The 15551-nt window shown below is 43.4% G+C and carries 13 protein-coding genes; 1 reads left to right on the forward strand and 12 read right to left on the reverse strand.

Annotated features, from left to right (window positions below; genetic code table 11):
* Window positions 1–155: 155 nt before the first annotated feature.
* From AC57BQ_RS22560 to AC57BQ_RS22580, 5 genes are all read right to left on the reverse strand, one after another.
* Entirely contained in the window at window positions 156–1394 is a 1239-nt protein-coding gene (locus AC57BQ_RS22560; RefSeq protein WP_090472902.1) for a PP2C family protein-serine/threonine phosphatase, read from the reverse strand.
* Window positions 1395–1433: 39 nt separating this feature from the next.
* On the reverse strand, window positions 1434–2633 hold the full coding sequence (locus tag AC57BQ_RS22565; RefSeq protein ID WP_496408407.1) for an ABC transporter permease: 1200 nt from the start codon (window positions 2631–2633) through the stop codon (window positions 1434–1436).
* Between the two features lie 79 nt (window positions 2634–2712).
* A complete protein-coding gene (locus AC57BQ_RS22570) occupies window positions 2713–3843 on the reverse strand; it encodes a glycosyltransferase family 2 protein (protein ID WP_496408408.1) in 1131 nt (376 codons plus the stop codon).
* On the reverse strand, window positions 3827–4801 hold the full coding sequence (locus AC57BQ_RS22575; protein ID WP_496408409.1) for a hypothetical protein: 975 nt from the start codon (window positions 4799–4801) through the stop codon (window positions 3827–3829). The genes AC57BQ_RS22570 and AC57BQ_RS22575 overlap by 17 nt, the downstream gene beginning before the upstream one ends.
* 80 nt (window positions 4802–4881) lie before the next feature.
* Entirely contained in the window at window positions 4882–5727 is an 846-nt protein-coding gene (locus AC57BQ_RS22580) for a dienelactone hydrolase family protein (protein ID WP_496408410.1), read from the reverse strand.
* Between the two features lie 247 nt (window positions 5728–5974).
* On the opposite strand from AC57BQ_RS22580, the gene AC57BQ_RS22585 reads away from it, so the two are divergent.
* The gene (locus AC57BQ_RS22585; RefSeq protein WP_496408411.1) at window positions 5975–7396 is read left to right on the forward strand and encodes a TlpA family protein disulfide reductase; all 1422 of its coding nucleotides are present in this window, start codon (window positions 5975–5977) and stop codon (window positions 7394–7396) included.
* A gap of 114 nt (window positions 7397–7510) precedes the next feature.
* On the opposite strand, the gene AC57BQ_RS22590 is transcribed toward AC57BQ_RS22585, so the two are convergent.
* From AC57BQ_RS22590 to AC57BQ_RS22620, 7 genes are all read right to left on the reverse strand, one after another.
* Entirely contained in the window at window positions 7511–9652 is a 2142-nt protein-coding gene (locus AC57BQ_RS22590) for a xanthine dehydrogenase family protein molybdopterin-binding subunit (RefSeq protein WP_496408412.1), read from the reverse strand.
* Between the two features lie 6 nt (window positions 9653–9658).
* Window positions 9659–10639, reverse strand: a complete 981-nt coding sequence (locus tag AC57BQ_RS22595) for an FAD binding domain-containing protein (RefSeq protein ID WP_496408413.1) — start codon at window positions 10637–10639, stop codon at window positions 9659–9661.
* Window positions 10636–11280, reverse strand: coding sequence for a (2Fe-2S)-binding protein (locus AC57BQ_RS22600; RefSeq protein ID WP_496408414.1), 645 nt, complete (start codon window positions 11278–11280; stop codon window positions 10636–10638). Before AC57BQ_RS22600 ends, AC57BQ_RS22595 begins: the two co-directional genes overlap by 4 nt.
* Before the next feature lie 386 nt (window positions 11281–11666).
* Window positions 11667–12056: an RNA-binding regulator gene (gene rbp / locus AC57BQ_RS22605; protein ID WP_090472897.1), complete on the reverse strand. Its 390-nt coding sequence runs from the start codon at window positions 12054–12056 to the stop codon at window positions 11667–11669.
* A gap of 206 nt (window positions 12057–12262) precedes the next feature.
* Window positions 12263–12715, reverse strand: a complete 453-nt coding sequence (locus AC57BQ_RS22610; RefSeq protein WP_496408415.1) for a 3-oxoacyl-ACP synthase — start codon at window positions 12713–12715, stop codon at window positions 12263–12265.
* A gap of 425 nt (window positions 12716–13140) precedes the next feature.
* Window positions 13141–13770 carry a gluconate 2-dehydrogenase subunit 3 family protein gene (locus AC57BQ_RS22615; RefSeq protein WP_496408416.1) on the reverse strand — a complete coding sequence of 210 codons (630 nt, stop codon included), beginning with the start codon at window positions 13768–13770 and terminating at the stop codon, window positions 13141–13143.
* A gap of 22 nt (window positions 13771–13792) precedes the next feature.
* Window positions 13793–15526 carry a GMC family oxidoreductase gene (locus AC57BQ_RS22620; RefSeq protein ID WP_496408417.1) on the reverse strand — a complete coding sequence of 578 codons (1734 nt, stop codon included), beginning with the start codon at window positions 15524–15526 and terminating at the stop codon, window positions 13793–13795.
* Window positions 15527–15551 lie beyond the last annotated feature (25 nt).

The following is a 15551-nucleotide window of genomic DNA, read 5'->3' on the forward strand; positions in this document are numbered from 1 at the left end:
AGTATCAAGTAGCTAGTATCAAGTATCATGACAGCTACACTATTTTAAAACACATGTAAAAAAGCATCAGGTATGAAATCATTAAGGCCTTTGTATTTCTTACACAGAACATCAAAAATCGTGATACTTGATACTAGCTACTCGATACTATAGAATTAAAATATCCTTAATGTAAGCAGGGTAATATCATCAATGGATTTGCTTTTAACCACGTGGTTCAAATGCTCCAGAAGGGTATCATTAAAATTATCGGGGGATAAATGCCCATGAGTCTTTACAAAATCGAGCAGTTTATCTTCGTTCCAGATCTTGGTGTTGATGGTTTCAAAGTCCATCAGCCCATCGGTATAGTTAAATATCAGGCTACCGGGTTCCATATCAATCTCACCCTCATTTAAAAACGGCAGTTCTTCAAAAACCCCGATCATGGTGGTGCCCAATTTTAAATGTATGGCTTCTCCATCTGAGTACAGGATGCTGGGGTTGTGGCCTGCATTAATATAGTTGAGCTTGCGTTTTTTTTCATTGTACCGGGCCAGGAACAGGGTTATAAACCTTTCGCCCTTGGTATTGCTCAACACTATTTTATTGAGGCGGTCAATAATATTGGTCAGGTCTTCCTCTACCGCGGCCCAGGCATGCAAACTGGCCTGAAAGTTGGCCATGAGCAAAGCGGCCGAAATACCTTTGCCCGATACATCGGCAATGCACCACAAAAACTCGTTTTCATTAAGTCGGATAAAGTCAAAATAGTCACCTCCTATATTTTGATGCGGCAGGTATTTGGCGCCTATTTCTACACTGTCATCCTTGTGCATTCGCAGGGGGATCAGCATATTTTGCACTTCAACAGCGAGTTCCATTTCGCGTTGAAAACGCTCTGATTGCAAACGTTCCCGAAACAGCTTTTTATTTTCCAACGCCACAATGATTACATTCATGAGCGTTTGAATAAAGTTCAGGTCGTTGTTAAGCATCTCGCCGGAGGTGTTGAAATCACCGATGAGCGCGTAGGCTAAAACTTTGCTTTTGTGATGTATGGGGATAAAGTAGTTATATTTTTGAAGCAGGGGATCGTGATGATCAGTTATAGCAACGGGCGATTTAATCTTGCTCAACTTATTACAAGCTCTACTCAACAGAATGGCAGATTCGATCTCACCGCCATATTTGGAGATACAGACAAACTTATTTTCCTTCTCAATAAAAAAGCGAAGTTTCCCTACCTGCAGATAACTTTGCAAGATCACTTCAAGCATTTGTATAAGTATAGGAGTAGCGGTGTTTTTATTAATGGCCCGGGTAATCTCTAACAGGGAGTTTAACTCCGACTGTCTTTTGAGCAACAAGCTGATTAATTCATCTTCACCAGAATTATCTTCTATGTATTGCATCTGTTGTTAGTAGTCACTGACTAAAGTAAAAAAATATTTTCAAATGCGTGTACTTTGTGATTTTATATCGAAGGCATCGCGCAAGCCAACGGTAACGAGATTAAAAGCATATACCAATAACATAATGGCCAAACCCGGAATGATGGCAAGGTACGCCGAGTTCATGACAATATAGCCATAATGTTCTTTTATCATTCCGCCCCAGGTGGGCATGGGTGGCTGTGCGCCAAAACCTAAAAAGCTAAGTCCGGCCTCGAGCAGGATAGCCGAAGCAAAATTAGATGATGCCAGCACCAGGATAGGTCCGGTTATGTTAGGTAAGATATGCCGGGTAATAATGCGGGTATTGTTAAAACCCAAAGCCCTGGCCGCTTCAATATATTCTACCTGTTTAAGGCTCATCACCTGGCCACGAACCAGGCGGGCTACTTCAACCCACATGGATAGGCCTACCGCTATAAATATTTGCCACAGCCCCTTGCCTAAAGCAAATGATATGGCAATAACCAGCAACAGGGCGGGTAAGGACCATAAAATATTCATCAGCCAGCTGAGGCAAGCATCTATCCAACCACCAAAAAAGCCGGCAATGGCGCCTATGGTTACACCGAGCAACATACTGATCAGTACCGACATTAGGCCCACGGCCAGTGATATGCGGGTGCCCAGTAACATCCGGCTCAGCATATCCCGCCCGTAAATATCGGTGCCCAGCCAAAATGTGCGGGAAACAATCTGATCGGCTACTATCTTATCTGTAAAACGTTTATAGATCTCCTTACTTCTATTGACTGAAATACCCGGATTTAATAATACCGAACCATAATGGTACCGGGGTTTAATCCCGTTCACTACTTCAAAAATATTATAAGCTTTTCTTTCGGGTTTGTCCTCATCGCCTATGTATTCATTTACAACGATAGAGTCTTGTGCAAAATGGTAACCGGTAATAGGAACATCCCGGTAAAACGATGGCTGGCCAAAAAGCATCCGGGTAAAAAAATTCACGGTATCAACCGGCTCACTTTTACGTACCTGCAACATCATAAAAGAGGACCCTGGTTTCTTGATACTGAGCTGAATGGTCATATTATTAGCATGCGGACTCTGATCGGGCATGATTAAATAGCCCATTATGGCCACCAATAAGGTCAATATAATAAAAACAAGCCCGGCAAGGGCAATCTTATTGCGTTTAAACGCCTGCCAGGTACGTTTTGATGGGGTAAGTTCTGCCAATAGTAATTTTGCTTTCGGCTAAATATCGCTTAAAAAGGGGCAATTAACAAACGGGTAAATCAATCTTTACAATGGCTTGTTATTTCACTACTCTATCTTTCCACAGGTATTTACGATTGTTGCCCATCAGCCCAATCACCACAAAATATACGATGTGCACTGGAATGAGCAAGATAAGCAAACTTACCAGGTAGGTACGCTTAAAAAATGTAGTTATAGGCAGCAGATAAAGGATCTCGAACAGGTATTTCAGTAAAAATTGAACCAGGAATAGCTTTAAAAAATACAGGTCATAAAAGCCCAATGCCGCGTTAACCAGCAACGAAACATTAAATAACCAGATACATAAACCAAAGGCCACCACTTTTTTATCCTTGTATTTGGTTGATTTGGAAGCCCAGCGGCGTCTTTGCTGCATAAACTCCTGCAGGGTATGTTTGGCGTGAGTATATACCACAGCTTCGGTTTGTTTTAAAAAGCCGATCCTACCGGGGTAGCGTTCGGCAACTTTTTGCAATAACAATTCATCATCACCAGATGCCAGGTCATCAATACCGGCGAAACCGCCAACCTCATAAAATACATCTTTTCGATAGGCAAAATTTGCCCCATTACAAGTTGATGCCCGGCCATTGCCAATAAATGCGGCGCCAATGCCAATTAAGTAGCCAAACTCCAGGGTTTGCATCAGTTCAAACAGCGAACGCTCCTCAAAGTAAGTTACCGGTGATGATACCATGACCAGGTTATTGGTTTCGTAATAACCTACAATGGATGATAACCAGGCAGGCCCCATGCGGCAATCGGCATCGGTGGCAACCATGAGCTCGCCAGTGGATAATTTGATGGCTTCGGCTATAGCCTTTTTCTTGTAGGAGTTGAGCGCGCGTTCTTCCTGCAATTGCAACAATTTAACGCCGCGGTTGGCATAGCTGCTGATGATGGCTGCAGTATTATCGGTGGAGTGATCGTCAACAATAATTACTTCGAACAAATGTTTGGGATAGTCCTGTGCTAAAACATCATCAATAGTTAAACTGATCCGCTCTTCCTCGTTACGGGCAGCTATCAATATGGTAACTTTGGTATGGAAGGGTGCGTTTTTTGCCGGAGTGACCTTTACCTTGCTCCATCCACGTATCAAATAAATTAATAATAGCAGGTAAATACCTGTTAAAAACAGCGAAACAAAACTATGCAGTGCGATCAAAGAATTTGAGTTTAAAAACGAATAAAGACCCTAAAATAGCCGGAATAATTAAATTGATGAGCCATATTGACGACACGCCGGCAATAATAGCTATTTTTTGATCGGTTACATAGGCAAACAAGTGCGAGGCGGTAAAACTTCGCACACCTACATCAAGCAGATCAAGCGAGGGCACGGCCGATGTTACAAAGAAATAAACAAACAGCATCATCACCATTGGAAAAAACGCGAACTGCGGAATAAGCAGGTGAAACACAATACAGTATTGAATGGTAAACGTAACGTAGCGGGCCATGCTAAACCCCAGGATACGAATCAGCTCATTGGTTTTATACCGACCCATGATCTCAAAAAACTTGTTGTATTTTCTGAGAAAGGCTATCCGGTTAAGTAAACTAATGATGCCTTTGATGTGAAAAAAGCAGATGAGCAATATGGCCAGGGTTAACACCGAAATCAGGATGATCACCACAAATAGCCAGGTACTTACCGGGATGTAATTATAAAAAAGCCACACTATGGCTATCAAACCTAAAAGGTTGGTCATAATAATTTGCCCAAAAGCGCCAACTGCCATGGCAAAAACACCGTGTATCCGTTTACGGTTAGGTAAAAACATAACCCGGCCACCATATTCGCCAACCCTGTTCGGTGTGGAAATAGCCCAGGTAAGTCCGCAAAAAACCGCCTCTATTGCTTCCCATATAGAAATATTAACCAGCCGTTTAGCCAAATACTGCCACTTAAACGCCTCCAGCACCCAATTAACCCCCATTAATAAAACCACTATACCCATAACTATAAACACATGAGTACTGTTTATTTGAGCGGTTAAAGTTTGAAACTGTTTGAGGTCGTCATTTTTTTTATAAAACTGGTGATATATATACCAGCCGGCCATAATCAATACGGCCGCTTTAAGCGAAAAGGAAACTATTTTTTTTGTAGAAGTAGTCAAAGGTAAATTTTATGCAATGTTACAAAAAAACCGGGCGAGCTTTTCGCTTGCCCGGTATAACGTCACATTATACGTTTTGTTTATTTTAAACGTGCTTTTAAAAAAACTATTATATTGGCGTATGCATCTTTGGTTGCATTGCTATCATAAATGGGGTTGCTAGGGTTGGCAAATCCATGATCAGCATCATATTGGTGCAGGTACAGTTTTTTACCTGCCTTTTTCATGTCCGCATCAAATTTGCCCACCACTTTGGGGTTTATCCATTGATCTTTATTGGCGAAGTTTCCCAACACATCGGCATTTAATGTTTTTAAACGGTTAACATCCTGCTCTGGCATCCCGTAGTACATTACACAACCGGCAGCTTTTTTACCAGCCAATAAACTGGTTTGCAGGCTCCAGCCGCCACCAAAACACCAGCCAATAGTAGCAATATGTGCCTTAGGGCCAGTATAAGCAATGGCTCCATTGATGATGGCTTTTGCCCGATCTTCATTTACGGCCTGCATAAATTTGCCCGCGTCTTCTTTTGTCGTGGCCACTTTACCATCGTAAAGGTCAAGATCGATCACGTTGACATTGCCCAGATCATTGTAGATCTTTTCAGATTCCTTCTTTACAAAATCATTCAATCCCCACCATTCGTGTATTACCAAGATATAGTTATTAGTGGCCTTTTTGGCTTTCAGCAAGTAGGCGGTTGATTCTTTACCATCAGCGGTTTTATAGGTGATAGCTGTACCAATAGTACTTTGGAAATGAATGGGCAATGGGTTTTTGTGGGCAGATCTGAATTTTTCGCTGGAGGCCAGCATGGCAAACTGCCTTGTTGCCGAAGGTTTGCTGCAGCAAACCACCTTGCGCTGTGCAAAGGCAACAACGCCAAGACAAATAAAAAGGGTTAAAAGAATTAGTTTTTTCATGGGTGTTTTTTTGTGTTTAATGATACAATAAGAATACGTTGTTAAACCATTCTGGTTGTGTGTTTGTGCAAATAAATTTACAAACATTACTATTTAATTAGTTTATGCCCGATATTTATTTGTATCCGTACTAATCATTCGGTATATCGTCCATCAATAGCAGTCAAAAGTCCATTGGCGAAGGCTCTTCTTATCCTTACTTTGGATGTTAAACCTTAACCTTATTACTTATACCTTATCTACTCTCATGAAATACTTATTCATCCTGCTTTTTACCGCACTGACCTTAAAGCTGACTGCCCAGCAAATTAAACCGACACCAAATTACGGTTACGCCGTAATTAAAGGTCATATAAAAAATACTGGCAATACCTTTTGGGAATATGTTACGGTAAACTACCTCGGATACAAAAACGTTGCAGTTACGGTTGATGAACATGGTGACTTTTTAAAAAGAATAAAACTCGAAGGCCCCTATACCGATATCCTTTTTCAACTAAATGGAGGAGTGCTTTTATATCTCCAAAAAAACGACACGATAACTGTTAACTGGGATGCACAGAATATAGCCAACACCCTTACAGTGAAAGCAGCTGATCGCGATAACGATATACAAACGGCCATTTTATTATACAAGTTTCTCCGCACGTCCTCTCCTGAGTTACAGCAAGTTTTGTACAGCGAAACCGCGTCTGATTCGGTTAAGTTTTCAAAGGTTAATCAATATTATAACAAAGCTGTTGAACTACTGCTTTCTGGTAATTGTACCAATGCCGGAGCTTTTAAAATGGGATTGGATGTATACTTTAAATCGGCATCTATGTTGCTTGACCATCACTTGTTAAAAACCCATGAATTATCCCTGGAACATCCTTCACCCAAATTCAATGGCGCCAGTTATCGCATGGAGTCGACAATTTATTTTGAAACAAGCTTCTGTTACCGCGATTTTTTATATGATTATGTACGACTTGATATGCCCTTTACTACATGGGGGCCCACTGATAACCCAGGTCGCTCTGTAAACACCATTGCTTTGAATACCGGTTACGCAGGCTTTATGGCATTCCATATGTATGAGCTTAGGGATTGGTACCTTACAAAGTGCATTATTGCTAACTTTAAAAGCATACCTTTTGACCAGGCCACCAAGGTGTACAACCAATTTATGCCCGAAATAAAAACACCTTATTATGCCGACACCTTAAAAAAATTTTATGCAAACATTCAACGTTTAAAGCCGGGTACACCGGCGCCCGGTTTTGTGCTTAAGGACGAGAACGGGCAACCGGTTTCTTTAGCTCAGTTTAAAGGGAAAGCAATATATCTTGATTTTTGGGGTGTACATTGTGGCCCCTGTATCAATGCGATTAAAGATGATGTTCCGGCACTGCATGAAAAGTATAAAAATAAGAACATCGTATTTATCAACATCTGTGTAGATGTTAATGAAAGTACCTGGAAAACGAATCTTAGTAAATTGAACCTGCATGGTGTTAACCTGATAGCAGAAGGCTGGACAAAAAACCCGGTATGCAAAGCTTATGGCATTGAGGGCATACCTCATTACTGCCTTATAGATGCAAACGGAAATATAATTGACAGTAATGCCACAGGCCCCGATCATTCTCATGAATTGTATGAAAAGCTGGATAAGCTATTGCAGTAGTTATGCCCGCCAAATCAGTCATTGCGAGCGATAGCGTGGCAATTTACAGAGGGGCTCTGCCTATTGGGGATTGCTTCGTACCTCGCAATGACATGCTGGTTAATACTTAAAGACTTACGCTATTACCTTATCAGGTGTTATAGGCAATTCCCTTACCCTTTTCCCTGTAGCGTTATAAACGGCATTAGCTACTGCAGCTGCCATACCTACCAGGGCTATTTCGGCCATGCCTTTTGCGCCCATCGGGTTCAGAATTGGGTCGGGTTTATTTACAAACAGGGCGTCTATTTGCGGGATGTCGGCATTTACGGGTACATGATAATCGGCATAGTTGTTATTAATATAACGGCCATAGCGATGGTCGATCACCGCCTCTTCCATCAGCGCCATACCTATACCGCCGATAGCGCCACCAACGATCTGGCTACGGGCTGTTTTAGGACTGATAATGGTACCACAATCGGCCACTGAAGCTACCTTATCAATCTTCACTACACCTGTTGAGGCATTTACCAATACCTTAACAAAGTGTACCGACCATGAGCTCATCGAATATTTGTCCCTGCCTTCGCCACCGGTTGATTTGGTAATCACCTCCAGTGACGGCAGATCATGTTGTTTAAGTATTTGCGCGTAATCGGGCTTATCCGTCCCGCTATTGCCTGCCAGTTTTTGAATTTTATCTTTCAGCTCCACACAGGCCTGGTGCACTGCAGAGCCCACACTCGCCGTTGTTGCTGAGCCGCCTTGCGTTGGTGCCTGGGGCAGGTCAGAGGCCCCATTTTCAAAGCTGATTTTATCTGCCGGCATCCCCATTTGTTCGGCAGCAATCAATACCATAGCGGTTCCTGTTCCCGGACCGATATCGCTTACCGCGCTTTGTAAATGCAGCGTGCCATCAGCCTTCATGGTGGCTTTAATCGTAGCGCCACTGCGGTAAGCGCCAAACATGCCGCAGCCTATGCCATAGCCTACAAACCAGCCCTCTTTTTTTACGGCTCCAGGCTGTTGTTTTCGATCGCTCCAGCCAATGCTGTCGGCTCCAAGCTGATAAGCCTCTTTCAAATATTTACTCGAAAATGGTTTACCATTTTCTGGATCGGTTTCGGCATAATTACGAATACGCAGCTCAATAGGGTCGATGTTTAAGGCATAAGAAAGCTCATCCAGTGCAGATTCCAGCGCAAACGCGCCCGTAGCTTCTCCAGGACCGCGCATCCAGGTTGGTGTACCTACGTTAAGGGCCACTAAATTATACTTGGTGTTTACGTTAGGACATGCATACAGGCTCTGGCTCACATTAACAGCTCCTTCGGTAAAGTTTTCATAAGGCGATGTTTGTCCGTAGGCCTGGTGGGTAATACCGGTCAATTTTCCATCCGCAGTGGCTCCAATACCTATTTTTTGCCAGGTATGGGGGCGGTATCCTACTGAAGTGAACATATCTGCCCGGCTAAGCACCAGCTTTACCGGTTTCTTAACAACCTTAGCTCCCAATATAGCTACAATTTCATGCGGCCATGTGCGCAGCGCGCTGCCAAAGGCACCGCCCACAAAGCGGGAGTTTACCTGCACATTCTCCAATGGTATTTTAAACAGCTGTGAAATATCGCGCTGGGTAGCTTTAACACCCTGGGTTTTATCCCAAACAGTAATTTTATCATCGGCATCCCAGCGGGCAATAATGGCATGCAGCTCCATGGGGTTGTGCGTGTTGGTGGGCACAATGTATTCCTGCTCCAACTTAATGGGTGCCGATTTCCAGGCATCCTCAGTACCACGTTTATACAAACCATCGCCTCGCGGCGGAAATCCTTTTCCAAAATTGTCCGTTAAGCTGGTTTGATGCTCCTCTTTATTATAGGTAACCTTAACCTGCGACGCGCCATACAGGGCCCGCTCATAAGTATCGGCGATAACCAGCGCCACCGGTTGCCCATTGTAAAATATTTTATCGTCATTAAATACTTTTAACTGGGCCCTTACACCTTTTTGATCCGGCTGAAATCCGGGAACCTTGGGCGCATTAAGGTAAGTAACTACAGCCAATACACCCGGTGCACGCTCTGCTGCTTTAGTGTCAAAAGCGGCAATGGTACCCTTGGCTACGGTACTGCCGACTAATACCCCATAAGTTAATCCATCGACTGAATACTCTGCAGAATATTTGGCGGCTCCGGTAACTTTTAACCGCCCGTCTATCCGGCTCATCCCATCAGATGAGGAAGGCCTGTTCATGTTGATCGCTTTTTCCATAGGATGTTAAACTAAGCCCGCGGCATGTTTTAAAGCCTCGGTAATACTGGCCGGTGCCAGCTTTAATTTAAAAGAATTGTATCCATAAGCCTTGGCACCCTGCATAGCCAGTTGAGCCGCTTGCTGAAAGTTCTCTTCGGAAGCTTTTTTGCCAACGAGTGCTTTTTCGGCGTCAAACAAACGCCAGGGTTTGTGCGCTACACCACCCATGGCCAGGCGGGCATTTTGTATGATCCCATTTTTAATATCCAAAGCCGCAGCAACTGATACCAAGGCGAAAGCATATGATTGCCTGTCGCGCACCTTTAAGTAATAGCTGTTTTTTGCCAGGTTATTATCAGGTATTTCCATGCCAACAATCAGCTCTCCGGGGGCCAGGTTGTTATCCGTTTCGGGATGATCGCCCGGCAGGCGATGAAATTCGGTAAATGGTACCCGGTGTTCGCCCTTTTTTCCGGCAATGATCACTACCGCATCCAGGGCGGCCAAGGCCACGCACATATCGCTGGGGTGAACTGCTATACATTGTTCACTGGCTCCAAAAATGGCATGCATCCGGTTAACACCTTCATAAGCTCCGCATCCTGAACCAGGAACACGTTTATTGCAGGGCATCGCGGTGTCATAAAAATAACCACAACGTGTACGCTGCATCATGTTACCACCAACTGTTGCCATATTACGCAACTGCGGCGATGCCCCGGATTTGAGTGCCATGGCTAAAAGCGGTTGTTTTTCGACAACCAGTTTATCTTCAGACACGACACTATTTAAAGCCAGCGCGCCAATATATAATCCTTTGGTTGTTGAAGTTATATTTTTAAGCGGTAAATGATTAATATCAACCAGCTTATCGGGAGCAGTAACGCCCCGTTTCATCAGGTCAACCAGGTTGGTGCCTCCGGCTATTATTTTTGTACCAGGTTTGTTAATCACATCCAGTACGGCCTGCTTTGTGGCCGGGCAAACATATTGAAACTGTTTCATACGGCTTGCCCTCCATTTTTAACTTCTTGTATAGCATTAACTATATTAGGATAGGCCCCGCAGCGGCAGATATTCCCGCTCATGTATTCCCGTATCTCATGTTCTGAACCGGCATGTCCCTCCCGGATACATGCTACCGCCGACATGATCTGCCCTGGAGTACAATAACCACACTGAAAACCATCATGTTTTATAAAAGCCTCCTGCATGGGGTGTAATTGGTCGCCATGGGCCAAACCTTCAATTGTTGTGATCTTTTTACCATTCATCATAACACCCAGGGTTAAGCAGGAATTTACCCGCCGGCCATCTACATGCACCGTACAGGCGCCGCATTGCCCATGGTCGCAGCCTTTTTTGGTTCCCGTCAGATCAAGTTGTTCGCGTAAAATATCCAACAAAGTGGAGCGGGGCTCAACCGAAAGGTTTTGCGGCTTGCCATTCACCTGCATTTTTAATGGCAATTTTTCAAAAACAGCTGCAATTTCTTCATCAACGTGTAAATCGGCTGCTTTTACGGCTATTCCCGGGGTAAGCGCTACAGCTGTTAATAAAGATGATTGTTTAAGGAAGTTTCTTCTTGAGTTATCCTCTATATCCTGCTCGTTTTCGGGCATGACAAGGCTTTCTTTGCTTTCCATAAAAATAGGCTTAATTATCATGTTAAATTAGGTATTTTTATTAGAAAGCATCAACCGGTAAAAAATGTTTTACATAATTATTGGCAGCAAAAAAATGAACACAGAGGGGGGATTGCCTAATAAGCGGTTGACAATATCAGACCTGGAAGCTTAATGATTTAAAAAAACGTTGTTTTATTAAACAGAATTGTTTTGCCTGAGTAGCAAACAGTAGAATTTTTGTTGGAATAAGGGGTATAGCTAAGGTTTAGCTGACTAATACATATAGAAATACACTGCCGGTAAGTTAACCAGCCATTAAAAATGCCCCAAACCGATCTAAGACAGTACTTTTTAAAACAAAACACCGGGTAATGTAGCCCCGGTGTTTTATTTTAACTTATAATTTACCAACGACCGCCACCGCCGCCGCCTCTGTTACTATCTTTTGAGTAGCCGCCGCCACCGCCACCACGGTTTCCACCGCCGTAGCCGCCACCGCCGCCACGGTTTCCACCGTAACCGCCACCACCGCCGCTTCTGCGGTCAGTTGCTTTTTTCTCTTCAGCCTGGCTTACAGCTATCGAACGACCTCTAACTTCAGAGCCATTTAAGCCGGTAATAGCTAATTGGGCAGCCTCATCATCAGGCATTTCAACAAATCCGAAACCCTTGCTTCTTCCGGATTCCCTGTCAATAATTATTTTTACGGTGCTTACTTCACCGTACGCTTCAAAAAGCTCTTTTAAATCGGCTTCCTCTAATTGAAAAGGAAGGCTTCCTGCAAATATGTTCATCAATTTTTAATTTATAATAGCAAGGTTCTTTTTTTACTTGCCTCGTTTTGTTAACATCAAATATAGTAATAGATATTTGATGATTACTGCAAGAATTTGTGAATGAACGTTTTTATTTTTTTTTAATAATTAAAATATCCTTTAACTAAAACAAAATAATACACATTTGCGTTAAAGATTCCGCTTTACATACCGGGTCTGATCCCTTAATTTATTGACTGGATGATGTAAAGTTTGGCATTGAGGCTGAAGCTATCGCCCGCTGTTTTCCCCAGGAGTAAGGTACCGATAGGTGAGGCTGGAGATACCGCAAAGTAGGTTTTTCCGTCAACAGAGAGACTTCCGGCGCTTATAGCCAGGTAAAAATTGCCATTATTCGTCGTGATCACACTACCGGTTTCAGCTTTAGTACCCTCACCATTCGTGCTGATGCGGTTAAGGGCCACCATTAATTTATTGGCTTCGTTCAGCTGGGTTAAATTACGGTTGGTTTCCTGCTGCATCATGGCCCTGCCTGTTTCATATTTATCCCCGGCGCTACTTTTGGTATCTTCATTTGATGCTTTTTGTGCTTCTTTAATACCTAATTCTGCAGCATCCATGCTTTTACGCACATAATTTACGCATTGATCATGCAATTTCTTTTTCAGATCGCTCATTTATATGATTAAATTTCAACAGTAAAAGATAGAAAAAGTTGCCTGGGGCACCTTTTCTCTATTTCTTTCAGGAAACAAATAAAGCAATTTATTATCAGGAGCATCGTGACAAAATTGAGCATAAAATAAAAGCCCCCTTGCACTCGCTGCTTGGGGGCTTTAAACCTAAACCTTATCACTATTTGCAGGTGTGAACCTACAAAGTAGATAAACGTATCAAATTGCCAAAATGGTATATTGACCTGCTACTAATTGACAAAATAATGATAATTCAAATATGAAATTCATTTCAATCATCTAATTATCAGTATTTTGCAAATTTTCTTAAAGGTGAAAAAAATTGCCTTACTTGAATTTTGTTACAAAAAAACGCCGGGTGATTTTATCACCCGGCGTTTTGATATTATTTGTTAGCTGATACTTTTTTATACATTCTCCATACCGTAATGTTTCAGTATCTCTGGCGGTACGCCTGTCCATTTTCCGGGAGCATTACCTGCATAGCCAATATCCTTAACACCCATTTCGCTGGTGAAAAAGCCAGATGCGGTTAAATCGCGCATACGGTTAAAGAATGCTACCCCCTGGGCCATATCCGGCGTTGCTTTACCAGGGTAAGCAATCAGGTCGATAAGCTCTATCTGTTGCGCATGGCTGCTATCGGTAAATGTTTTGCCAAAGCGGTTCAGGCATTGCAGATCGAGCCAGCGCAAACCACCACGCAGGGGAGTTTGGTGCTGAGGCATATCTTTTACAATAAATTCGATAAAGTCAGGCACTTTGGCATCTGTCGCGCTGCCCGATTTTTCGTCCTTAGGGATAATAATATCCACCAAAACGGTTATGGTAGCCATTTCCGCAGTTGTAAAGAATTTATCAGCGTTCAGCTTTTTATCGCGTTCAACCTCAAAAGGCTGGCGACCGGCTTCTGGGGCGGTTGCTGTTGATGCAGCCTCTTCACCTGTTTTTTTATTATCGGTTTTACAGGCTTCCAGTAATAATCCTGCTGAGAGTGTACCAAAGCCTATCGCTTTTAGGGAGTCACGTCTGTTCATAACTAATTTTTATTGGGGCTTGTTAAACGTTTAATTTTTTTCTTTCCTGTAAAATATATTCAGCGGTACGCATAGACAGGGCCAGGATAGTCCAGGTAGCGTTTTTATCGCCCTGCTGAACAAACGGAGCAGCATCAACCACAAACAGGTTTTTGCAATCATGTGCCTGGCACCATTTATTTAACGCTGATTTTTTAGGATCGTCGCCCATACGTATGGTTCCTACTTCGTGGATGATCTTGCCCGGAGCCTCTAAACCGTAATTGGTATCCGCGCCTTGCGGACCTCCGTACATGGCGCCCATATTATGCATGATCTCCTGGAAGGTTTCCTGCATGTGTTTAGCCTGTTTAATCTCGTCATCAGCCCATTTATAATGGAAACGCAATACCGGGATACCATACTTATCAACCACATTAGGGTCAATTTCGCAATAGTTATCATAACGGGCTATAGCTGTACCACGGCCGGCCATACCAAACTGGGTGCCATAAAAACGACGGTAATCATCTTTTAATGAAGCGCCATAACCACCAGCCTCTTTCTTTTTGCCATTACGATCTGGCACCGCGCCATTCATATTATGGATGCCGCTGCCAAAACCGTATGATGGCATGTGTAAGCCGCCACCATATTCGATGTGGTAACCACGAGGGAAATCCAATTTTTTATTATCCAGCCACCATGGCGAGTAGATGTGCACACTGCCTACACCATCTTCGTTGTAGCGTTTGCGATCCATCAGTTGTGGCAGGAAACCACCGGCGCTTGATCCGGTTGAATCATGCAGATAACGACCTACTACACCGCTGCTGTTGGCTAAACCACCCGGATGTGCTGCTGATTTGGAATTCAACAAGATCCTTGCTGACTCGCCGGCACTGGCACCAAGTATTACCGTTTTGGCATTTACCTGGTATTCCTGCATATCTTCTTTACTGATGTATGATACACCTGTAGCCAATCCTTCTTTATTGGTTAACACCTCACGCACCATTGCATTGGTGATCACCTTTAGGTTACCTGTTTTTACAGCAGGGATAACCAAACATGATGATGCCGAAAAATCGCCATAAACTTTACAGCTACGACCACACTGTCCGCAGAAAAAACATGCTCCACGATCTTTATTGCCTGGCAGGGCTTCGGTTAAAACCGAACCACGACCAGCAATGGTGGTTACACCCGCTTTTATTGCACCTTGTTTTATATAGAGTTCATTCAATCTTGGTTTTGGCGGAGGTAAAAAGATACCATCAGGCTCATTTTCTAAACCCTCTTTGGTACCGTAAACACCTATCATACGGTCAACCTTGTCATAGTATGGCTTTACTTCCTCATAGGTAATTGGCCAGTCGTCTGTAAGGCCATCCTTGGCCTTAAAATCATGCGGGCCCATGCGTAATGAGATACGGCCCCAGTGATTGGTGCGCCCGCCCAGCATACGCGAGCGGAACCAGAAAAATTCTGTTTTGTCTTTGGTGGTATAAGGTTCGCCTTCCAGTTCCCATCCGCCGTAGGCAGCATCAAAATCACCAAAAGGACGGGTAGTGCCCGCACCACGGCGTGGTGATTCCCATGGCCATTTTAATTGTTGTGAGTCTTTGGCTGGGTCAAAATATGCTCCGGCCTCCAGCATTAACACTTTTACACCGGCATTGGCTAACACATAACCAGCCATACCGCCACCAGCTCCAGAACCTACAATTACTACATCGTAAGTTTCTGCTGATTTCTTGATTTGTAGATCGCTCATATAATATCAGGTGTGTCCTCTGTTA

This window comes from Mucilaginibacter sp. BGA-UO-ETr-C110 (assembly GCF_059567985.1).

What these genes read in the sequence shown, in the direction of transcription:
- AC57BQ_RS22620 (WP_496408417.1), bottom strand. Translation starts at nt 15,526, where the DNA reads ATGAGCGATCTACAAATCAAGAAATCAGCAGAAACTTACGATGTAGTA.
- rbp (WP_090472897.1), bottom strand. Translation starts at nt 12,056, where the DNA reads ATGAACATATTTGCAGGAAGCCTTCCTTTTCAATTAGAGGAAGCCGAT.
- AC57BQ_RS22610 (WP_496408415.1), bottom strand. Translation starts at nt 12,715, where the DNA reads ATGAGCGATCTGAAAAAGAAATTGCATGATCAATGCGTAAATTATGTG.
- AC57BQ_RS22585 (WP_496408411.1), top strand. Translation starts at nt 5,975, where the DNA reads ATGAAATACTTATTCATCCTGCTTTTTACCGCACTGACCTTAAAGCTG.
- AC57BQ_RS22560 (WP_090472902.1), bottom strand. Translation starts at nt 1,394, where the DNA reads ATGCAATACATAGAAGATAATTCTGGTGAAGATGAATTAATCAGCTTG.
- AC57BQ_RS22595 (WP_496408413.1), bottom strand. Translation starts at nt 10,639, where the DNA reads ATGAAACAGTTTCAATATGTTTGCCCGGCCACAAAGCAGGCCGTACTG.
- AC57BQ_RS22600 (WP_496408414.1), bottom strand. Translation starts at nt 11,280, where the DNA reads ATGGAAAGCAAAGAAAGCCTTGTCATGCCCGAAAACGAGCAGGATATA.
- AC57BQ_RS22590 (WP_496408412.1), bottom strand. Translation starts at nt 9,652, where the DNA reads ATGGAAAAAGCGATCAACATGAACAGGCCTTCCTCATCTGATGGGATG.
- AC57BQ_RS22615 (WP_496408416.1), bottom strand. Translation starts at nt 13,770, where the DNA reads ATGAACAGACGTGACTCCCTAAAAGCGATAGGCTTTGGTACACTCTCA.
- AC57BQ_RS22580 (WP_496408410.1), bottom strand. Translation starts at nt 5,727, where the DNA reads ATGAAAAAACTAATTCTTTTAACCCTTTTTATTTGTCTTGGCGTTGTT.